Below are 21,132 nucleotides of genomic sequence, written 5' to 3'. Positions count from 1 at the left end.
TCTCGTTGCTAAGCGATGGAGCCGACGTGGCTATTCGGTTATTTCGTTATCTATTAACACCTCACTTTATACTTTCTTATTCTAACTAGAAAACATTGACTTATGCCGTAAGCCTGAAATGTTATACTTTCCTATCACGTAAAAGCTGTCATGACAGTTTTTTTAAAAGCAACCAAATTATTTAATTTTCTGGTAAATAATTATTGACAGAAAAAAGAAACACTGGTATTCTATTGCTTAGAACGATGTCGAATTATGGCGATTTTTTTAGTAGTTAGTAGTTTATTAATTTTGAAGAACGCTGACATGTTTGTTACAAAGCAGTCCCGTTTTTCGAAAGCATAGGGGGGAAGTAATTTGAAATCTACCGGAATTGTACGCAAAGTTGATGAGCTTGGCCGTGTAGTAATCCCGATGGAACTTCGGCGAACGCTGGAAATCCAAGAAAAAGATGCAATGGAAATCTACGTGGAAAATGACAAAATCATACTAAAGAAGTATAAACCAAACATGACATGTCATCTTACTGGTGAGGTATCCGATGATAATCTTTCACTAGCAAATGGCAAAATTGTGCTTAGCCAAGAAGGCGCACAACAACTTTTACAAGAAATAGAATCTAGACTGAATAAATAAGTCTTAAAAAGGCCTGACGCTTGCATTGCACGGCAGGTCTTTTTTTATTACACACTTTTACGTAATAGCTATTGCTTTTCATTACAAAACTCGCTTTTTTACCTGCTCCTTACAGTGAAAACTTCATTAGGCTTATACAATAGATCCCATTTCCTAGACGACAAGAAAATCTTCAAGCTGTAGAGGCACTTTCTCCCCCCTACAGCTTGAAGATTTTTGTTATCTTACATGGTAATTTTGATATACTTCTCGCTTTGGTAATTGCCTGTCCTGCGCAACACGCTTAATGGCATCCTTGCTCGATAAAGCTTCTTCCTGTAAATAATGTTCCACATGCTCTACGATCGTTAAATCGCTCCACCATAACGTATCTTGCTGTTCTATTTCAGTGGCTCCTTCTAATACAATGCAGCATTCCCCTTTTACTGTAGCTTTATCTACATGGGAAATCACTTCATCAAGCGTTCCACGTAAGTAAGATTCAAAACGCTTGGTCAATTCTCTCGCAAATGTAACTTGTCGATTACCAAATACATTTCGCATTGCTTGTAACGATTCCCGCAAGCGATAAGGTGATTCATAAAACAGTAACGTAGCCTGTAGCGGGGCAAGTCGCTCTAACTCCAATACTTTCTCTTTTTTCTTACGAGGTAAAAATCCATAAAAATAAAATTCACTCGTAGGCAATCCAGAGCCAACTAATGCACATAGTGCTGCATTCGCACCTGGTAAAACAATAACAGGTATATCTTGCTTAATAGCAGCTTGTATGATTTCTTGTCCTGGATCAGAAATAGCTGGCATACCAGCATCACTTACTAGTGCAATGGATTCCCCTTGCTCTAGCTTCGATAACAACTGCTCTTCTCGAGCTAATTTATTATGTTCATGATAGCTAATTAACGGCGTCGTTATTTCAAAATGACGTAGTAAATTTTTAGTATTTCTCGTATCCTCCGCAGCAATGACAGATACAGACTGAAGTGTCGTTAATGCGCGATACGTAATATCTTCTAAATTACCAATTGGTGTAGGTACAACGTAAACAGCTGCGCCTTCTTTGTCAAAACTGTTCTGTAGGTTCATATTTTATCACTTCTTTCAGATTGCCATTTCCCTAATTAATTTCCATTTTTCTTTTCTCGGTAACTGCTTAATGGCATACTCTTTCTTCATTGCTTCCTCTTTAGTCTCAAAATGTTCCACATAGACGACTTGAAATGGACCTCGCCCTCGTGTATATTTTGCGCCTTTGCCCTCTAGATGCAATTTCAGTCTGCGTTCTAAATTATTTGTATATCCCGTATAAAGCGAGCGATCTTTACAACTTAAGATATAGACAGTATGTTTATTTTCCATAAATAATATCCTTTGCTTCTTTTGTATAATCACCATTTTCATCGTAAATATAAAGTGGAGGCAAAATTTTCAGATCTGGCTTACCATCTCTAGTTCCTTCCACTAATAACATATTTGCTTCACGACCTTGTTTAGGATAAACCAATTGTAGACGCTTTGGCTCTAGTTTATATTGACGAAATAAATGTATAATATCCACTATCCTTCCCGGTCTATGTACCATGGCTACCTTTCCACCAGGACGAACATATAATTTACAAGCTTTTACCACATCTTCCAACGTACAGTAAACTTCATGCCTTGCGATCGTTAAATGCGGATTTTCATTATGTTCTGAAGAAAGTGGTGTTGAAAAATAGGGTGGATTACAAGTAATTACATCAAAACTACTCTGTTGAAGCAATGGCTGCAAATGATTTAAATCCGCATGAAGTATGTTTATTTGTTCCGTTAATCCATTCATAGTCACGCTTCTTTCAGCCATTTGGAATATTCTTTCTTGAAGTTCTACCCCAGTAATTTCTGCTCCCGTTTTTCTTGATAATAGTAATGGAATGACGCCATTTCCAGTACATAAGTCAAGGATTTTTCCTCGTTTGATTGGCACATATGCAAAATGAGCTAATAAAACAGCATCTAAAGAAAATGAAAACACCTCAGGGCTTTGGATGATTTGCATCCCTTGCCCTGCTAATAAATAATCCAATCTTTCATTATGATATAGTTCAACCATCCATCTATCCTCTCTTCAACTTCTAAAATGGATTTTTTTCATTCACGAATGATGCAGTATTGTCTTCTCAAGGTAATGTCTTTACAAACATCATAGACCTAAACCTGAATGATTCATACCTCTAAAATAATGGCAGATTTAGTGATAAACAAATGGCAAATCACGTTATTTTACCAAGGTCAGCGCTGGATCTTGCAGCAATAGTTGACAGTAAAGAAGAAAAGCTGCCTAAAATTCAGGCAGCACAATTCGGTTTCCTCTGTCTATCAAGGAACATCATTTGTTTTTGTTATTTCGTCTTATTAAGAAAATCTAAGCAAAAAATGCAATCTTCGTTTCGTCGTGGACTGCCAAATTCCAGATTACAAATATGAAATCCTTCTTCGTACAAGCGTGCTAAATTATCATAACCTTCGCCAGGGAAACTTTTTTCCTTTTGCTTGGCACTATTTGTCGCTTCAGCATCATGATTCGTATGATCTAAATGACTGCGTAAATGATGATTTTCCATAGATAGCCGATGATTCTCTTCTAATAAATCGCTTAACTTCCCTTTCAAATCACCTAACTGCTCATATAACTCGCCTATTTGTTTTTCCATATCTAAAACCTGATCAAATATTTGCCTATTCTTCACGCTCTCACCCCGTTATTCTGTGGCTTGCGCTAAAATTCCTTCATTAATTAGTTCGTCTAACGTATATTCGATGACCCTTTCTTTCTCAGGGATCTCAATTTGGATGAGTCGTTCTAGGATGTTTAAGCCAACTACTTTACCGCTTCCAAAGGGTGTATCCATTCTTTCTCCTATGTCTGGTAATTCACGTTTGGCTGTCTCATAATCGTCATTCTCATATTTCAAACAGCACATTAACCTACCACATAATCCAGAAATTTTAGCCGGGTTCAATGATAGATTTTGATCTTTCGCCATTTTAATAGATACTGGTTCAAAATCACCTAAAAAAGTAGAGCAACAGAGCATCCTACCACAAGGGCCTATTCCACCAAGCATTTTCGCCTCGTCACGAACTCCGATTTGGCGCAATTCAATACGCGTTTTAAACATGGCCGCAAGATCTTTTACTAAATTTCTAAAATCTACTCGGCCATCTGCTGTAAAATAAAATATGATTTTATTACGATCAAATGTATATTCCACTTCCACTAAATTCATTTCTAAGTCATGTTGTTGAATTTTTTCCGTGCATGCGTCTAAAGCTTTTTGCGACTGCTCTTGATTTTCTATAACGGTTAATTTATCCTTATCCGTCGCTACACGAAGAACCTTCTTTAAGGGTAGGACGATATCTTCTTCATCGACACGTTTATTTGTAATTACCACTTTACCAAACTCTATGCCACGTATCGTCTCTACAATAACATAACTGTCTAGTGAAATCGACTCTCCTCCTGGATCAAAATAATATATTTTACCCGCTTTTTTAAAGCGGACGCCAATGACTTCTATCATTCCCTATCACCTCTGCATTTGAAGTGTAAGCTGTTCAATCACTAAGGTAGGATGAACATTTTGCTTCAATTTTCGCTTTGCTTGTAAGACAGCCTGTAAACTTGCTAGTAGCTTCTCTTGCGAAAAATACATGGCTGCTTTTTTCAGCAATTCATCAGAAGGGGCGAAAAATACCATCCCAGCTTCGTGTTCTATTTGGTAATAAAGAATATCTTTTATGGCAAAAAGCAAGAGATCCAATCCTTCTTCCTGTTCATTTCGTTCTTTGAAATGAGTCACCCAATGCTGATGAATAAATAAGTAAACATCTTGAGGATTGGTTAAAAGTATTTCAACTAATTGTATCACTATCCGCCGTGCTGTGGCAAACGACTCGTCATGACTTTTATCAATTGCTTCTTGTAAATTATTCGTCATGGCACTTATCAATATCGCACTGCGCTGATCTAACCCTTTTTCGATTAATTGCTGTTGAAATTTACCTGGATGAAGGGGGCGTAAATCAATGACTTGACATCTAGAGCGAATGGTCGGAAGAATAGCTTGGCTATTATCTGTGAGCATAATAGCGGTCGTTTTTTTATTTGGTTCCTCCAAAAATTTCAATATTCGATTCGCTGCATTCACTGTCAATGTTTCCGCGCCATCTATAATATATACTTTTTGATCAGACTCCATGCCCGAATACGTGAATTCCTTTTGTAAGTTTCGAATTTGCTCTATTTTAATTGATTTATCATCTGGTTCAATCCAGTGCACATCTGGATGATTGCCAGATGCAATACGCTTACATGTATTACATTCTAAACAAGGATTAGCTATTTCGTTTCTCTCACAAAATAACCCTTTTGCTATCAGTGAAGCAATTGCTCTTTTACCAGTCCCTCGTTCTCCTTGAAGCAAATACGCATGAGAAATCCGGTCTTTTTTCATACTGTTTATAATAATTTTGCTTGCTAACGGTTGTACATGAGCAACCTCTGACCATGTTTCCATATGTATCCCCTTCGTATTGCGATTACGTATATAGGTTAACTAATAGCCCTTTTATCTCGCCAATTAAGCCGAGCAGGTCTACAGATTTCTTCTCTTGATTCATCATATCTTCCGTTAATTGCATGAGCTTATCATCAATTTGCTTTACAATGGTTAACTGCCGATTGTTGCCATGAATACTAAAGCTTTGGGACTTTTGTAAACGTAGACCGCTACCAACCGTTTCTCGTAAAAATCCCTTTACAAGCCGTTTAAATTTGGCAAGGTCCTGAAACGAACGAAAGCGAGCCAACCTTTCTCCTTGTAAAGAAATATTTTTTACAATTACTTGCAACTCTTGCTGATTGATAGATGTAGATTGGGACTGAAGCAATTTTTGAAATCCACGATTCCCCTCACTATTCGATTGCGGAATATGCATTTCTGGTTGCGTTCTAACTTCTTGACTTATTTTCATACTTTCAGCCCCTTTTCTTTTCTAAAATTGAAAAAATGATTCAATTGGTAAAATAAACACAGTTGCTCCGCCAACTTCTACTTTTACAGGTTTTGGGATATACGAATCGGCATTACCGCCCATTGGCGAAATCGGAGCAACCATTTGTTCGCGATGAGAGCAATTATCTTTAATGATCTTTAATGCATCATCGACATAATCATCCTCACAACCGATCATTAATGTCGTATTTCCTTCTTTCAAAAATCCGCCAGTAGTAGCAAGTTTGGTCGTTTTAAAATTTTCTTCTCCCAATGCATCCACCAGACGGTTAGCGTCTTTATCCTGAACCACTGCGATAAGTAATTTCACCCTTACCAGCTCCTTTTTATTTTTTTAATAAAGACAGAATACGATCCAAGGCTTCCTGTTCTACACTCTCCAGATTTTGAGCAGCATCAATGGTTTGAATCCTTTCTGGAAATCTTTCTGTAAGTATATGATAAGCTTGATACACCTGTTCGTGAAATGCTAGGTTTTCTAAATCTAGCCGATTTTGTTCTCTATCTTTATTCGCCGCTATCCGTTCTAATCCTTTTTTTGGCTCTATGTCAAAAAATAATGTTAGATCTGGCATACAATCGCCAACCGCAAACTGGTTAATTTTTAATACTTCATTCATTCCTAATCCTCGAGCATAGCCTTGATAAACAAGGCTGGAATCTATAAACCGATCACATAGCACGATTTTGTCTCTTTTTAATGCCGGTACAATTTTTTCTGCAAAATGCTGGCTTCTTGCAGCCGCATAAAGTAAAGCTTCCGTATGCTCTTCCATCTCTGTGTGGAGCGGATCTAATATGATTTGTCTTATCTTCTCGGAAATTTTAATTCCGCCTGGCTCACGAGTGGCAAGCACATCATACCCATTTTGCCTTAACTTTTCTGTTACGGTGTGCAAAACGGTAGTCTTTCCAGCTCCCTCGCCACCTTCAAATGTGATAAAATATCCGCCCAATGTTATTCTTCCCCTTCTTCTATTTCTGCAAAAACATAGATGCTATTCGTATGTCGTTGTTGCATTCGTATTCCCCGCTCTTTCATTTGCTGTATCTTTTTAATATGTGCTTTGGTTATTCTTTCTCCTTTTAGAATAAAAGCAATTCCTGGAGGATACGGAATCATTGCTTCTGCCGCAATATAGCCCGCTGCATCTGAAAGGGGTATACACGTGACAGCCGAGCGATTCATTACTTCATAAGATAACTGCAATTCTTGAATAAGAGCAGTTTTATCATATTCTACGTCTATTGTATCATGCTTTCTTTGATTTTTTAATTGGTCGTTCACGGTTTTCAGTGCTTTTCTTACATTTGCTAATTCTTTAAAAGGAGCTAACCCATGAATCAATAAAATTTGCTTTTCCGTTACAAGCTCTGGGTATATTTGCTGTTTCTCCAACAGGTTGGCTACTTCTTTTGCAACAATCCCCGCTTTTACATGAAGCGTTATTTTTAACGGGTCATCACTTGTTATAAGCTCCCAATAAGGGGACTGCGCAAAAATATGCTTTACTTCTTGTGCACTTGCAAGCACCTCTGCCATCGTTTCCCGTTGCATCGTTGCCAAATAATAACGGGCCAAATCTAAGGAAGCTAATAGCGGGTATGACGGACTACTCGACTGGAGTATTTGTAAATAGTGGGCTATTCGTTCTTTTGAAATCCGTCTTGAATTATAATGTAAATAAGAACCCATCGTCATCGCTGGTGCCATTTTATGTGCAGATTGGACGACGACATCAGCGCCTTGATGTAGTGCCGAAGGGGGAAAGTTTTCTCCAAGGGAAAAGTGCACCCCATGCGCTTCATCCACTAATACAGGGATATCAAAAGCATGAATTTGTTCAATGAATTGTCGAAGGTCGTACGCTTTACCAAAATAATCTGGGTAAGTGAGAATAACCGCCTTCGCATGCGGGTATTGATTTAAAGCTTTCTGGAGCACAGACAACGACGGCTGTGTAAATCGACGGACGTTTTCATCATATTGTGGTGCAATGAACACAGGTTTTGCTCCGCTTAATTCTAAGCCATTCATAATCGATTTATGACAATTGCGTTGTACGATCACCGTATCGCCTTGTTTACAGACAGCTAAAATCATCGCTAAATTACCTACTGTACTACCGCCAACTAGAAAAAAAGTCTTTTCCGTTTGAAAGAAATTGGCTGCCAATTTTTCTGCATCAGCAATGACCCCTGTTGGCGCATGTAAATCATCTAACCCCGTTAATTCTGTCATATCTATTTGTAAAATAGATTGATAAACCTCTCTTGCTTCATGAGGAAATATATGTCCATTTTTATGCCCAGGTACATGAAAAGACGTCGGCTGCTTTCCTTTGAATTGTTCTAATGCATCATATAAAGGTACATGTTGCTGTTTCAATATAGTAACTCCTAATGTGTATGTATGTCATTTTTGGCCGTCAAGCCTATTAACTATAGCAAAATTACTTTTATATAGCTTAACATATTCATAGCGCATCGCAAGTTTCTTAGAAAGTATAAAGTTTTTTAACATTGCGATAATCACTATATATTTACTAGGTATTTGAATATAATTTAAAAATAAATCGTACCTGCTGCGGAACAACTTTACGCTTTCCTATCGTAAAAAAAGCCTTTGCATGCAAAGACTTTTTAAACTAGGAATATAGTTTTGGTTTCGTAATATTTTTTAATTTACGTACATAATAGTTATATTTTTCTTCTCTCGGTTCTGTGTAAATCATATTATGCTCACACTCACAACAAATAAACATGGTATATAAATGAATGCCATCCTTCTTTTCCTCTTCACAAATGCCACAACGCTCATATATCGTACGCTGTTTCATAACCCCACCTCCATATTCATTAGCATCTCCTAATCTAATGAATTTTATACGAGAATCTTTGAAACTTTTTGCATGGGGTTGTAACTCGTTTTTTAAGAAATAATAAACAAGTGAATAGCTGATAAAGATGCTATTCCAAATATACCGAGAAAACCGGATACGACAGCGGTAAATAAATTGATTGGAATGTGTAAACCTATTGCACCACCGAATACATTAATAAAGAATAACAGCAAAACACCAATCCCTAATTTCACAGTTGTTTGTCCAATCACACGCATAAATTTTACAGGTGTACCTACTAGTAGCAACAGGATGATTAGCGCCACCATAATAGATATGACTACTGTCGAACTCAAATTCATCACCTCTTTTTTCTTAAACGTTCACAAATTTTCTGCACCCTCCCTATTATGTATGTATATACAAATGAAAAAAGAACCTGTCCGATGGAAGCTTGATAAGAAAAACGAAGACTTATCACCAACTTTTTATGGCAAAAAATCTTCGTTTTACTTCTACTATAAATCAAAGAAGGATGCTTTCTTATCTTGAACAAAGGCTCAGGGCGCCCGGTTAGCAACGTAGCGACTGGAACGAATCAACGAATGTTTTAGGAATCACGCTCCTGCAACAGGAGTATGCCGGCGACCTCCGGCAAGCCCATCTTTAGTCGGCCTTCCTATTTAGAACGAACCGATGATGACTTAGTTTAGGGCAATGGAGTGAAGTCACCTTGTTGCTGGGCGCTTGCGCAGGACATGGCTAAATAACTTAGTTAGTTTATCCATAGCTGCAAAATTTTAAGTAAAAAAGACAAGCTCTTCTTCGTCTTGTCTTTGTAAAAACTGCTATTATTTTGTTTTAGAAAAATGCAACTTATCACCAAGGTTAGCTCAAAAAAGGGCTAATGGAAGTCTGCACGTAAATTACGGTGTCGTGCTTCTTTAAGCAAATACATATATTTAGCTCGAGCAACTCTCTCCCAGTAATTCCCTTCTAGCGTGAACTCCACACTTTTAGAGACGATGGATTCTATTTGCTTCCATTCTAGTTCTAGCTCTTTTAGTGTATTTAATAACTCCCTATCTACATCTCTTTTCTTTATTTTCTTAGCCATGTATCCACCTAATTCCTACACATCTCTTCTGCCTTCCAATGCTTTGGAAAGTGTAACTTCATCTGCATATTCCAAATCACCGCCTACTGGTAAGCCATGAGCAATACGTGTAGTACGAATGCCTGACGGTTTTACAAGCCTAGAAATATACATCGCGGTTGCTTCCCCTTCAATATTGGGATTTGTCGCAAGAATTAACTCTTCTACTTCTTCATCCTTTAAGCGTTGAATTAAACCAGGAACATTAATATCTTCTGGTCCAATACCGTCCATGGGCGAAATAACACCATTTAATACATGGTATTTTCCATGAAATTCTTTCATTTTTTCCATAGCGATGACGTCTTTCGGATCTTGAACGACACAAATAACAGAATGATCTCTCGATGTGTCTTGACAGATCGCACAAGGGTCCTGATCGGTAATATGTCCGCAAACAGAACAATGTGTCAGCTCGCGTTTTGCATTTACCAATGAATTTGCAAAATCCAAGACGTCGTCTTCTTGCATATTTAGTACAAAGAAAGCCAGACGGGCGGCCGTTTTCGGGCCGATACCTGGCAATTTAGTAAAACTATCGATCAGTTTAGAAATCGGTTCTGGATAATACATTTATGTGCCTCCTAGAATTAGAACATCCCAGGCATATTTAAACCTTTCGTGAATTGTCCCATTGTATCATTTGTCTTATCATCTATTTGCTTTAATACATCATTTGTTGCTGCTAAAATAAGGTCTTGCAGCATTTCAGCGTCATCAGGATCAATAACCTCTTCTTTTATTTGTACATCGGTTATTTCTTTTTTTCCATTAGCAACTACTGTAACCATGCCACCGCCAGCAGATGCTTCGAACGTCATTTCATGCAATTCATCCTGTGCTTTCATCATTTTCTTTTGCATTTTTTGCATTTGCTTCATCATGTTATTCATATTTCCCTTCATGGAAAATACCTCCTTTAGAAAATGTAATCGTATTAATCATGAATTTCTATTATATCATCACCAAATAGCTTCTGCGCTTCCGTAACTACTGGATCCTCAACAGCTTCCTCTTTGGATGATGTTTTTTCTTGTTTGGCAACATATTCATTGCGCAATTCCACCCAATCTTTCTCGGGGATCGGTATGATGGTCAAGTTTTTTCCTAACACAGAAGTTAAAACAGATTCCACCATTTCCTGATTATCTAAGAACAAAGAACAATGAATTTCATACTTAAACGCTACGACAAGTGCTTGTTCAGATGCCGCTGCAGGTTTACTATCCTGGATAGTAGCGTGTGCAGGAGCACTTGCTTTTTTCAATTGTCCTAAAAATGTTCCCCATTGAGCGTGAACTTGTTTTAAAGCTGTTTTTTCAGCTTCACCTAGTACATGTCGAATCCGTTCAAAAGGCACTTTGTACGTATTTTTTGCGGTTCGATTTGGCGTCCTTCTATTTTCACGTTGTGGTGTTGTTTGTGTTGGTACGACAGGGTTATCCTTTAATTGCTTTATTTCCTTCTCCAGTTTTCCAAGTTTTGATGTAAGCTTCATTATCGTATCAGAGCTTGCTATCGAATCAGTCGTGCCTTGTTCCCGTATACCATTTGCTATTGTCAAAATAGCAATTTCGATATAAACTTTTGGGCTATTCGTCCATTTTATTTCTTGCTGACATTGATTTAACTGTGCCATTGCCTCTTGAATCCAATGGTCGGATATCGTATCTGCTAATGATTGAAAAGCTTCATCAACGCGCGCCCGTTCTAATAATTTTTCTAATGTCGGAGCACTTTTGTATAACAGCAGGTCACGTAAAAAATAAATCATATCATAAACGAAGCGAGCAGGATCTTTTCCTTTTTGTATTAATTCATTTAAATCCATTACCGCTTGTTGCACATTTTTTTCATACATATGGCGAATAATATTTGTTAAAGTATGTTGCGAGACACCACCTGTAACTGCTAAGACATCTTCTAATTCTACCGCATCATCACTGTAAGAAATAGCTTGATCAAGAATACTTAACGCATCACGCATTCCACCTTCAGCAGCAAGTGCCACCGTGTCCAAAGCTTCTTTAGAAACTGTCACTCTTTCAGCTTCCACAATCGTTTGCAATCGCTCTACAATAGAAGGATTGGAGATCGGTTTAAAATCAAACCGCTGACATCTGGATAAAATCGTAAGGGGAATTTTATGTGGTTCGGTCGTTGCTAAGATAAAGACAACATGACTTGGTGGTTCTTCCAACGTTTTCAGTAAGGCGTTAAAAGCACTTACCGATATCATGTGTACCTCATCAATGATATATACTTTGTACGGCACTTGGCTAGAAGCATATTTTACATTTTCTCTAATTTCTCTTATATCCTCAACACTTGTATTGGAAGCCGCATCGATTTCAATCACATCGGAAATCGATCCATTTTGAATTCCTTTACATGCTCCACATTCGTTACAAGGCTCCTTTACAGGAGAATGCTCACAGTTGATTGTTTTGGCAAAAATCTTCGCAGCACTTGTTTTTCCTGTCCCTCTTGGTCCAGAGAATAAATAAGCATGAGAGAATTTCTCCTGTACAATCGCATTTTGCAATGTACGGGTAATATGGGCTTGCCCAACGACATCTGCAAAAACCGTCGGACGCCAAACGCGATATAAAGCTTGATAGCTCATGATATGATTCTCCTTTAAAATCTCTTTCTAATTATACTCTATTTAAGGGGGAAATGTGAACCATAGCGTTACATAAAGTGAAAGCAAACATTGAATTATTTGCTAATGGCTAAATAAGAGCGAATATGCAGTGAGAAGACCCGCAGAAAAAAAGCGAACTGCTTTTTCCACTATAGGGTTTTTCACTTATGTAAAACAAAAGATTTCGCCGTGACAAGCCAAGCTTTTCTAACGAGAAGGCTATGGCGCATGCTGCTGGAAAGCGTTTTGTTTTTCCACCACGATCACTTACGTCTGTATGTTTTTTAAAACAATTATTGCACTAAAAAAACAATAAACGTGTACATAAATTACGTGCTGAGAAGATAGAGGTTATATCTATATCGAGAGAAACTGAAGACAAGCTTTTTGACAAATGATATGCGAAGTGCCGATTTTTCCGATATAATAAATATATATCTTGAAACAATTTAGCTTTTAAAGGTTAATAGAGCTTTTCTTTGAAAAGCTAATTGCTAAACAGCAAGCTAACAGCTTTATATTTACTAAAAAGGGGTTTTGTATATGAATCTTTTAGGAGAAATCTTAACACATAATAAAGATTTTGTAGAGAAAAAGGAGTATGAAAGCTATCAAAGCAGTAAGTTTCCTAATAAGCATGTCCTTATTCTCTCTTGCATGGATACAAGGCTTGTAGAACTACTACCAAAAGCAATGAACATCTCTAATGGCGATGCAAAAATACTTAAAACAGCAGGAGCGCTTGTTTCCCACCCGTTCGGAAGTATTATGCGCAGTATTTTAGTCGGTGTCTATGAGCTTGAAGTAGATGAAATTTATGTTGTTGGACATTATGATTGTGGCATGGCCAGTGTAAAAGCAGAGCAAACGTTAGAAAAAGTAAAGCATCGCGGCATCTCTCAAGAAACATTGGATACATTACAATATTCAGGTGTTGATTTCAATCGTTTCTTTCGAGGGTTTGATAGTGTGGAAGATAGTGTAAGACATAGTGTATCCACGATTGGAAACCACCCGCTAATGCCTGATTCAGTGCCTGTTCACGGCCTAGTAATGGACCCTGAAACAGGAAAGCTTGATCTTGTTGTCGACGGCTACAAAAAATAATATCATTACCCATGTTTATGCCCCAGACCAATTATCGGGTGGGGAAAAGCAGCGTGTGGCAATCGCCAGAGCCTTGTTAAATAACCCTGGGGTATTGCTTTGTGATGAACCAACGGGAAATCTTGATCGAGATTCACGCGATCAAATTCTGCATATTTTAAAAAAGTGTCAAGCTGAAGGGAGAACGATTGTTTTTGTGACACATGATTTGGAGGTTTTGCCTTACGGAGATCGTGTCATGAGCATGAACAGCGGGAAATTAGAAGAGGTAGATGCAGAAATCGTTGCTACAAATCCATTTCCCTAATAAAGGAAATAAATCTATTTACAAAGCTATCATATTAGAAAAGCTCTATCCAATAGTTGGACAGAGCTTTTTATAGTCATTATGTATACCGTGCACCCGTCATCGATACGGTGACCCTATGCGTTACTCAAGTTCATGGCTCGGCTTAGGCTTCCCCGCGGCACACAGAAATGACCACTTACTGCTGCTTCCTTCCGGACCTGACAGGATTCGTGGGTTTCTGTTGCGCAGGACCTAAACGTCAACACCAATCCCTTGAGGCAGACCATAAAGTCATCGTACCTCAGACGGGAATTCGGCCTCGCTATAGCGGATTGCGAGTACAGGGCACCGCTACCTCCCCGCTTAGCACGGTACTAATCATTATAACGATAATACAGGCAAATTGCAATAGCAGATGGTGGAAAGTTTGGGTACAATTATATTTAAACGATATCCAGGTCTAATTTTCTTTTTGGTCTAGCTTTTTTTGCTTGCGAATCTTTTTAAAAAAATCCTTTAGTAAGGTAGCACATTCTTCTTCCAAAATGCCTGCAGTTATATCAACTTGATGATTAAAACGGTCTTCATATAGTAAATTTAGCAACGTACCAGCACAACCCGCTTTAGGATCAGGCGCCCCATAAACAACCCTTTTTATTCTCGACTGCACAATTGCGCCTGCACACATTGGACAAGGTTCTAATGTAACATACAACGTACAATCCTCTAATCGCCAACTACCAATCTTATCATTTGCTTTTTGTATCGCTAACAATTCCGCGTGCGCCAACGTACTTTGTGTTGTTTCACGTACATTATATGCGGTAGCTATTATTTCATTTTGGTATACAATGACAGCACCAATCGGAACTTCATTTTGTGCGGCTGCTTTTTTTGCTTCTTGTATAGCTGTAAACATCCTTTGTTCATCTATCGTATTCATCTCATCACACTACTTTCTAGTTTGAAAAACGGAAATTCGGTAATAATACTAAAAAAGTATCCGATACACAACTGATCTGTGATGTCCACCCTTAACCGTTTTTCATTGGATATGACTTGTAATTGAATTTTCGTGTACTTTATCCCACAGATTAGTCACATGAAAGATAGCCTTATTTACTCTATCAGAAGAGAGAGGAGATTTTCGTGCTCAAATCATTGGAAAAAACCGCCGTTTTATTTGTCGATATTATCAACGATTTTCATTTTGATGGTGGAAAAGCATTAGCTTCCAACACAAAAGAAATCCTTCCGCACCTTATTTCTTTACGGGAATTTGCCAAAACCAATGCATTGCCTATTATTTATGTTAATGATCATTACGGTCTTTGGCAAGCAGACTTTCGTAAAATAATTGACCACTGCTACAATGACGCAAGTAAAGACATTATAGAAGCTTTAAAGCCAGATGACCAAGACTATTTTCTTATTAAACCACAGCATTCCGCCTTTTTTCAAACGCCTTTACAATCTTTGTTATCTGAATTAAATAAAGACAGCCTCATTATGGCAGGAATTGCCGGGGATATTTGTATTCTGTTTACAGCAAAGGATGCATATATGTATGGATATAAGATGCATATTCCAGAAAATTGCATGGCTTCAGAAGGGAAAGATAATAATGCTTATGCCCTATATTTATTACACGCGGTTATGAAAGCAGACACAACAGCAATATAATTAGCATACCTCCGTCTCCCTCCTCATAAAGTAACAGTAGCAAAACTTTGAAAGGAGGGATTTATTTTGCAAATCCATGTTGTGTCTGCAGGAGATACGTTGTTTCAAATCGCTTCTACATACAGAACTTCTACGCAAGCAATTATTGATGCCAATGAGTTGGATGCACCTAATAATCTAGTTATCGGTCAAGCGCTTGTCATTCCTATTATTGGACAATTTTACTTTGCTCAACCTGGAGATAGTTTATTTTCCATTGCCCAACAATTTAACATACCTCTTGAAACGTTAGCACAAATAAACGGAATCTCGCCAGGAAATATAATACCAGTGGGATTTCAATTATATATTCCGCCAGCACCCAAGACTCCAATCACGACAAATGCATATATTGAGCCTTCCGGTGATACGGTGTCAGAAACTTTAAAGAATTCTGCTCGAAAAACAGCACCTTATTTAACTTATTTAGCTATTTTCAGCTACCGTGTAGGTCGCGATGGCAGTCTCACACCACCGCCGTTAAATGGTCTAACTGAAATTGCTGAACAAAATAATGTAGCAAAAATGCTTGTTGTAACCAACCTAGAAGGAGGAGAGTTCAGTCCAGAACTTGGGCATATTATCGTAACCGTACAAAGCGTACAAAATACGTTGCTTGATAATATTATTAATACAGCAACTACACAAGGATATAAGGATGTCCATTTTGATTTTGAATTTTTACCAAGCGAAGATCGTGAAGCTTATAATGCTTTTTTACGAAAAGCAAAGGAAAGGCTGTCTCAGGCCGGCTTATTAATGTCTACTGCATTAGCACCAAAAACACGAGCCGATCAACCAGGACAATGGTATGAAGCCCATGATTATGCAGTACATGGGGAGGTTGCTGACTTCGTTGTCTTAATGACCTATGAATGGGGCTATACGTATGGTCCACCATTAGCTGTTTCACCTATCAACGAAGTACGAAAGGTAGTAGATTATGCACTCACAGTAATTCCAGCAAACAAAATCTTATTAGGGCAGAATTTGTATGGTTATGATTGGACATTACCTTATGCTGCTGATAACGGAAAACCCGCTCAAGCCGTAAGCCCACAGCGAGCCATTACCATTGCGCGAGAAAATAATGCAGAAATTAAGTTTGATCAAGGAGCACAAGCACCGTTTTTCACCTATACGGATGAGGCAGGGACAAGACATGAAGTATGGTTTGAGGATGCAAGGTCGATTCAGGCAAAGTTTAATTTAATTAAAGAATTAGGGTTGTTAGGTATTTCTTATTGGAAACTAGGGCTTGCCTTCCCGCAAAATTGGTTATTATTACAAGATCAATTTACGATAACAAAGTTAGAATAACCATACACGCTAACTTTTGCTTCGTTTCATGGAGCATTAAAAAACATGGACTACACAATGAATGCCGAAAAAGCTTCCACATTCTCTGTCTTGAAGCAATTGGAAGTTTTCTTATTACTATGAGCTTTATTAGCTTTATTAGAAAAACTTGGCAGTCACCCAGTTGCTGGTCTCTGGAGCCGGACGTGGCTTATTCCGTTATTTCATTATCCCAAAACACAGATTTTTAAAGCTTTATGATCTACTAAAAAATAAGCCCTCCGCTACAAGAGGACTTATTTTTTGTGCCTATTTTATTTTAATACATTTAAAGACTCCCGATTAAAAGCGGGAATGTCATCTGGCTGGCGACTTGTAACGAGTTGGTTTTGGCAAACAACTACTTCTTCATCTACAACCTTGGCGCCTGCATACTCCATATCCACTTGGATGGATTTAAATCCAGTTGCTTTTCTTCCTTCCAATGTTTTCGCTGTAATTAACAGCTGTGGACCATGACAAATGGCAAAAACGGGTTTTTTCTCGTCCATAAAATGCTTGGCAAATGTGACAAAGCGTTCATCTGCGCGCAGCATATCAGGAGAAAAACCACCCGGAATAAACAGCGCATCAAAGTCACTCGGATTAACATCGTCAATTCCATAATCAATCGTAACGGTAACTTGGTTGTTTTTCCCTGTTACTTGTTTCCCTTTTTCTTTTTCAATTGTAACTACTTCATGTCCAGCATCTTGAAAAGCTTTGGCTGGATCTGTATATTCTACATCCTCAAACATATCTGTGATGACAGTTGCAATTCTTTTACTCACAAACGATTCCTCCTTTATGAATATTACATAAGTACTTTTTCCCGAAAATCACAAATTAAAACATCATATCCCCATAAGCTTACGCAATGCTTGTTCATTATGGATTAAATCCTTTAATGTATATGTATCTAACACTTGAAAAAAAGCCATTAATGCTTGATTTAGTGCATGTTTTAAAGTGCAAGCTGGAGAAATAACACAGTGATTCGTTTCCTTATCAAAACACTCCAATAATACAAAATCGTCTTCCAATGTTCGAACTAATTGACCGATATTGATTTCCTCCGCTGGCTTTGCTAAACGGAGACCGCCATGCCTGCCACGAATGGATTCGATCAGTCCTAATTTCGTCAAGTTATGAACGACCTTTCGTAAGTGCTCCTGTGATATATGATAAACAGTAGAAATTTCCTTAATCGTGGTTAATTCCTGTTCTGTTTTCATTCCAGCCAATATTAATACTCGAAGGGAGAAGTCGGTGTATTTTTTTAGATTCATTATGTCACCTGCTATATAATGGTTTTTGTTTTTCACAATATTGTAACACAAATGTGATGGAAGTGGTTTTATATCATGTTCTTTCATTATACAATAAAGATGTATTCAAAATACATCTTTATTGTATGGGAGGATTTTTTATGGAAACAACGGCAAAAACCAAATTAGATGAACAAAATAAGCAATTGATTAAAGCTACAGTTCCAATTTTACAAAAGCAAGGGACAGCTATTACAAAGCGATTCTATCAACTTATGTTAAGCAATCACCCCGAGTTAAATCACCTTTTCAATCAAACGAATCAACGACGTGGCGATCAACCTATCGCATTAGCCAATACGGTGTACGCAGCTGCAGCAAACATTGACCAGTTAGAAAAAATTGTACCTCACGTCCGGCAAATTGCCCATAAGCATCGAAGTTTAAACGTAAAACCAGACCAATATCCGATTGTTGGGAAATACTTATTATTAGCGATGAAAGATGTCTTAGGAGATGTAGCGAGTGATGAAATAATTGCTGCGTGGGAAAAAGCATACAGTATCATTGCGCAACTATTTATCGACATGGAGCAACAGCTATATGAAGAAGCTGAAGCACAAACTGGTGGATGGACAGGATTCCGTAATTTTAAAGTCATTCAAAAAATAAAAGAAAGCGACGTCATTACATCGTTTTATTTGCAACCTGAAGATGGCCTTGCCATTCCTGATTTTTTTCCCGGGCAGTATATCACGCTGAAAGCAGAGATTCCAGAAGAACCTTACACCCATCTACGCCAATACAGCTTATCTACATCACCTAACAAAGATCACTACCGAATTAGTGTTAAACGTGAAGCTGGTGATGCCAAAACTCCAAACGGAAAGGTATCCAATTTCCTACACGAATCGGTGAACGAAGGAAGTGTTTTACCACTTACAGCGCCAGCTGGTGATTTCTTTCTAAATAGAAACGATAACAGACCTATCGTGCTCCTTAGTGGTGGCGTAGGAATAACACCAATGATGAGCATGTTGGAAACAGTCATTCATACACAACCGAATAGAAAAGTAGTCTTTATTCATGCTGCAAAATCAGGTAATTATCACGCATTTAAGGATCGTGTAAATACAATTAGTAAGCAACATACAAATGTTTCAAGCTATACTTTATATAGTCAGCCTGAAAACGAGCATCCATGTGATGTAAATGGCTATATCAGTTACAACTGGCTACACTCTGTTTTGCCAACTACCAATGCATCCTTTTATTTCTGCGGTCCAAAAGGCTTTATGCAAACAACATTGCTTATCCTCAAACAGTTACATGTAGACGATGCAGATATCCATTATGAGGTTTTTGGCCCCGCGGCAGATATGAGCGCTTCATAACTTTTTTCTATTCTGTTTTGAAGCTTGTATTAACATTTGGAAATAAAGTGGTCTTCCATCAGTGGGGGATTTATCCCTCACTGTTGCGAGTAACCATTTATCACGAAATCTTTATGGAATAATTTTTCCATTTTCTTAAACTTTAACTCCTAAAAATTTTACACTTTGCTATAGTATAGCGGTGATCTAAATATCCTAGTAACTTAGTTTCTTTTATCGCCCTCTTAAACTTATCTTGAAAGAGGAATTTTACGATAGTATTCGAAATAAAACTCAAAATTCCAGATTTTCTATCGTTGAAGCAAAGGAAATGACACATGGATAACACAAGCTCAGTCACTGTGTTATCCATTAACCCTCACCAACCTACGAAGCTGTTTTCTGAACGGCTACTTGCACAACATGGCACAGACCTGAGTGTCTCTTTCCTTCATGTCGTTCGGCCTCTCCATAATAAAAATGAATCCATTTATGACCATCTAACCAGTTCAACATATCTACAGGACGATATAACATCGATTTCTCCTTTGGCCCTCCACTTTTATATGCTAATTGATCCTCCGAGTAAACTTCGAATAGGAGATAGCCACCCGTTTTAAGCGAATTCAACATATTATTAATAAAAAAGGCTTGCTTTTCTCTAGGAACATGCCCAAACACCATAAAAGCAGCGTCATATTGTTGCACAGGTACGCTTTCTGCGGTAAGGTCTTTTACTACGGTTTGAACAGCTACACCTTTTTTTTGAGCGAGTTGGGTTGTTTTTTTAAGCCCTACCGTGGATTGATCATATGCTGTTACATGATGCCCACATTCTGCTAAATATACCGCATTTCTACCTTCCCCTTCTGCAAAACAGGCTACTTTCAAACCTGCTGCAAGCATCTCATTCATGGAACGAATAAACGCATTTGCTGTTTTGCCATACACAAACTCATTTTCTGAGAAACTTTCATCCCAAAATTCCTTTGACATTGTTTCCTCTCCTTGCTTCATTATCGATTAAGTAGATATATATCATAAAATACCCCTATATGTAATGTAACAGATAAGCACAAGATGCGAAATAAAAGGGGATTCTATTGTTTTTACGTTACATAAATCTTTAGCTTCTTCCACGTAGATTGCCAATTCTTCTTATTTACTCTTTGTCGATAGATTTGCATTCTTTTCTCGTTTCGCAAAAAATACGGAGTCGGTTTTACTTCTAACTGAAGAACATCTTCTATGCCATGTGGGGCTGTTAAAATAACATTTTCATGCTGATCTAGCCTTACCCCTAATGCAGTTGCAGTTTCTGGAAACTTGGCGATAGCATCTTCGGATGAAAGATATGGTGGAACGTGATTTCTAGTATGCATTCTTGCTTGGTTTTTCACCGACCATGGAAGAGCAGGCAAAATATGATGAAGTTTCTCTTCTAATTGTTTATCTATATCTTCTGCCGTGTGTTGATGATTAAAATAAATGACATCAATATCAGGAAGTGGTGTCTTTTCTATTCCATGCAATGTATCCCAAATTTTCGCCCTTACAAAACCAGCACATACCCAGCAATCTGGTAAATCAAGTGACATAACTGCTTTTAATACCGTCATCATTTCAACGTCTTGCCCAATAGCGTTCATAATATCTTGTTTCGTTGCTAACAAATGGTTCACCTTCTACTTGT

Annotated in this window: 27 protein-coding genes and 1 other RNA gene; 6 read left to right on the top strand and 22 right to left on the bottom strand. The window is 37.9% G+C overall.

All coding sequences use genetic code 11. The features are described from left to right. Positions 1–357 precede the first annotated feature (357 nt). Positions 358–636: a transition state genes transcriptional regulator AbrB gene (locus tag D9780_RS18700; protein WP_073011557.1), complete on the top strand. Its 279-nt coding sequence runs from the start codon at positions 358–360 to the stop codon at positions 634–636. A gap of 219 nt (positions 637–855) precedes the next feature. On the opposite strand, the gene rsmI is transcribed toward D9780_RS18700, so the two are convergent. The 16 genes from rsmI to dnaX form a co-directional block, all read right to left on the bottom strand. Continuing rightward, positions 856–1,722 (bottom strand): 16S rRNA (cytidine(1402)-2'-O)-methyltransferase, encoded by an 867-nt coding sequence (rsmI, locus tag D9780_RS18695; RefSeq protein WP_121641165.1) that lies wholly within the window; start codon positions 1,720–1,722, stop codon positions 856–858. A gap of 15 nt (positions 1,723–1,737) precedes the next feature. After that, positions 1,738–1,995, bottom strand: a complete 258-nt coding sequence (locus D9780_RS18690; RefSeq protein WP_121641164.1) for a GIY-YIG nuclease family protein — start codon at positions 1,993–1,995, stop codon at positions 1,738–1,740. Continuing rightward, positions 1,985–2,728: a tRNA1(Val) (adenine(37)-N6)-methyltransferase gene (locus tag D9780_RS18685; RefSeq protein ID WP_073011565.1), complete on the bottom strand. Its 744-nt coding sequence runs from the start codon at positions 2,726–2,728 to the stop codon at positions 1,985–1,987. The genes D9780_RS18690 and D9780_RS18685 overlap by 11 nt, the downstream gene beginning before the upstream one ends. Positions 2,729–3,017: 289 nt before the next feature. Further along, positions 3,018–3,365, bottom strand: coding sequence for a DNA replication initiation control protein YabA (gene yabA / locus D9780_RS18680; RefSeq protein ID WP_073011568.1), 348 nt, complete (start codon positions 3,363–3,365; stop codon positions 3,018–3,020). Between the two features lie 12 nt (positions 3,366–3,377). Then, the gene (locus D9780_RS18675; protein ID WP_073011572.1) at positions 3,378–4,202 is read right to left on the bottom strand and encodes a PSP1 domain-containing protein; all 825 of its coding nucleotides are present in this window, start codon (positions 4,200–4,202) and stop codon (positions 3,378–3,380) included. A 6-nt stretch (positions 4,203–4,208) separates the two neighbouring features. Continuing rightward, complete coding sequence (holB, locus tag D9780_RS18670; protein WP_073011575.1) at positions 4,209–5,198, bottom strand: DNA polymerase III subunit delta'; 990 nt, start codon at positions 5,196–5,198, stop codon at positions 4,209–4,211. Between the two features lie 22 nt (positions 5,199–5,220). Beyond that, complete coding sequence (locus tag D9780_RS18665; protein WP_073011578.1) at positions 5,221–5,655, bottom strand: YaaR family protein; 435 nt, start codon at positions 5,653–5,655, stop codon at positions 5,221–5,223. 21 nt (positions 5,656–5,676) lie between these two features. Further along, a complete protein-coding gene (locus D9780_RS18660; RefSeq protein WP_073011581.1) occupies positions 5,677–6,006 on the bottom strand; it encodes a cyclic-di-AMP receptor in 330 nt (109 codons plus the stop codon). Positions 6,007–6,022: 16 nt separating this feature from the next. Continuing rightward, positions 6,023–6,652, bottom strand: a complete 630-nt coding sequence (gene tmk / locus D9780_RS18655; protein WP_073011583.1) for a dTMP kinase — start codon at positions 6,650–6,652, stop codon at positions 6,023–6,025. Positions 6,653–6,654: 2 nt separating this feature from the next. Continuing rightward, positions 6,655–8,085: an aminotransferase class I/II-fold pyridoxal phosphate-dependent enzyme gene (locus D9780_RS18650; RefSeq protein ID WP_121641163.1), complete on the bottom strand. Its 1,431-nt coding sequence runs from the start codon at positions 8,083–8,085 to the stop codon at positions 6,655–6,657. Positions 8,086–8,344: 259 nt separating this feature from the next. Continuing rightward, positions 8,345–8,536: a sigma factor G inhibitor Gin gene (locus D9780_RS18640; protein WP_073011588.1), complete on the bottom strand. Its 192-nt coding sequence runs from the start codon at positions 8,534–8,536 to the stop codon at positions 8,345–8,347. A gap of 92 nt (positions 8,537–8,628) precedes the next feature. Then, entirely contained in the window at positions 8,629–8,895 is a 267-nt protein-coding gene (locus D9780_RS18635; protein WP_073011590.1) for a pro-sigmaK processing inhibitor BofA family protein, read from the bottom strand. A 548-nt stretch (positions 8,896–9,443) separates the two neighbouring features. Then, positions 9,444–9,656 (bottom strand): YaaL family protein, encoded by a 213-nt coding sequence (locus tag D9780_RS18630; protein ID WP_073011596.1) that lies wholly within the window; start codon positions 9,654–9,656, stop codon positions 9,444–9,446. 15 nt (positions 9,657–9,671) lie between these two features. After that, the gene (gene recR, locus D9780_RS18625; protein ID WP_121641161.1) at positions 9,672–10,268 is read right to left on the bottom strand and encodes a recombination mediator RecR; all 597 of its coding nucleotides are present in this window, start codon (positions 10,266–10,268) and stop codon (positions 9,672–9,674) included. 17 nt (positions 10,269–10,285) lie between these two features. Beyond that, entirely contained in the window at positions 10,286–10,600 is a 315-nt protein-coding gene (locus D9780_RS18620) for a YbaB/EbfC family nucleoid-associated protein (RefSeq protein WP_050350515.1), read from the bottom strand. Between the two features lie 32 nt (positions 10,601–10,632). Further along, entirely contained in the window at positions 10,633–12,321 is a 1,689-nt protein-coding gene (gene dnaX, locus D9780_RS18615; protein WP_121641160.1) for a DNA polymerase III subunit gamma/tau, read from the bottom strand. A 564-nt stretch (positions 12,322–12,885) separates the two neighbouring features. On the opposite strand from dnaX, the gene D9780_RS18610 reads away from it, so the two are divergent. Beyond that, positions 12,886–13,449, top strand: coding sequence for a beta-class carbonic anhydrase (locus D9780_RS18610; RefSeq protein WP_121641159.1), 564 nt, complete (start codon positions 12,886–12,888; stop codon positions 13,447–13,449). Then, on the top strand, positions 13,424–13,756 hold the full coding sequence (locus tag D9780_RS18605; RefSeq protein WP_240458729.1) for an ATP-binding cassette domain-containing protein: 333 nt from the start codon (positions 13,424–13,426) through the stop codon (positions 13,754–13,756). Before D9780_RS18610 ends, D9780_RS18605 begins: the two co-directional genes overlap by 26 nt. A gap of 88 nt (positions 13,757–13,844) precedes the next feature. On the opposite strand, the gene ffs is transcribed toward D9780_RS18605, so the two are convergent. Beyond that, an RNA gene (gene ffs / locus D9780_RS18600) (signal recognition particle sRNA large type) lies at positions 13,845–14,110 on the bottom strand. Between the two features lie 88 nt (positions 14,111–14,198). Further along, positions 14,199–14,681, bottom strand: a complete 483-nt coding sequence (gene tadA / locus D9780_RS18595) for a tRNA adenosine(34) deaminase TadA (RefSeq protein ID WP_240458728.1) — start codon at positions 14,679–14,681, stop codon at positions 14,199–14,201. Between the two features lie 206 nt (positions 14,682–14,887). Between tadA and D9780_RS18590 the strand changes: the two genes are divergently transcribed. Both D9780_RS18590 and D9780_RS18585 read left to right on the top strand, forming a co-directional pair. Beyond that, a complete protein-coding gene (locus tag D9780_RS18590) occupies positions 14,888–15,421 on the top strand; it encodes a cysteine hydrolase family protein (protein WP_084723737.1) in 534 nt (177 codons plus the stop codon). A gap of 66 nt (positions 15,422–15,487) precedes the next feature. Then, entirely contained in the window at positions 15,488–16,780 is a 1,293-nt protein-coding gene (locus tag D9780_RS18585) for a glycoside hydrolase family 18 protein (protein ID WP_121641157.1), read from the top strand. 293 nt (positions 16,781–17,073) lie between these two features. Here D9780_RS18585 and D9780_RS18580 read toward each other — a convergent pair whose 3' ends face one another. Next, complete coding sequence (locus D9780_RS18580) at positions 17,074–17,589, bottom strand: type 1 glutamine amidotransferase domain-containing protein (protein ID WP_073011621.1); 516 nt, start codon at positions 17,587–17,589, stop codon at positions 17,074–17,076. A gap of 63 nt (positions 17,590–17,652) precedes the next feature. After that, the gene (locus D9780_RS18575) at positions 17,653–18,087 is read right to left on the bottom strand and encodes an RrF2 family transcriptional regulator (RefSeq protein ID WP_073011624.1); all 435 of its coding nucleotides are present in this window, start codon (positions 18,085–18,087) and stop codon (positions 17,653–17,655) included. Positions 18,088–18,227: 140 nt separating this feature from the next. Here D9780_RS18575 and hmpA point away from each other — a divergent pair, with 140 nt between their 5' ends. Further along, complete coding sequence (hmpA, locus tag D9780_RS18570; RefSeq protein WP_121641156.1) at positions 18,228–19,460, top strand: NO-inducible flavohemoprotein; 1,233 nt, start codon at positions 18,228–18,230, stop codon at positions 19,458–19,460. Between the two features lie 366 nt (positions 19,461–19,826). Here hmpA and D9780_RS18565 read toward each other — a convergent pair whose 3' ends face one another. Continuing rightward, entirely contained in the window at positions 19,827–20,435 is a 609-nt protein-coding gene (locus tag D9780_RS18565) for a class I SAM-dependent methyltransferase (protein WP_121641155.1), read from the bottom strand. Positions 20,436–20,548: 113 nt separating this feature from the next. Next, complete coding sequence (locus D9780_RS18560) at positions 20,549–21,088, bottom strand: nucleotidyltransferase family protein (RefSeq protein WP_121641548.1); 540 nt, start codon at positions 21,086–21,088, stop codon at positions 20,549–20,551. Between the last annotated feature and the right edge of the window lie 44 nt (positions 21,089–21,132).

Source organism: Virgibacillus sp. Bac330 (assembly GCF_003667845.1).
In the GTDB taxonomy this organism is placed as follows: Bacteria; Bacillota; Bacilli; order Bacillales; family Amphibacillaceae; genus Virgibacillus; species Virgibacillus chiguensis.
Note: the sequence above shows the minus strand (reverse complement) of the source record. Positions and strands in the feature narration are given on the sequence as shown.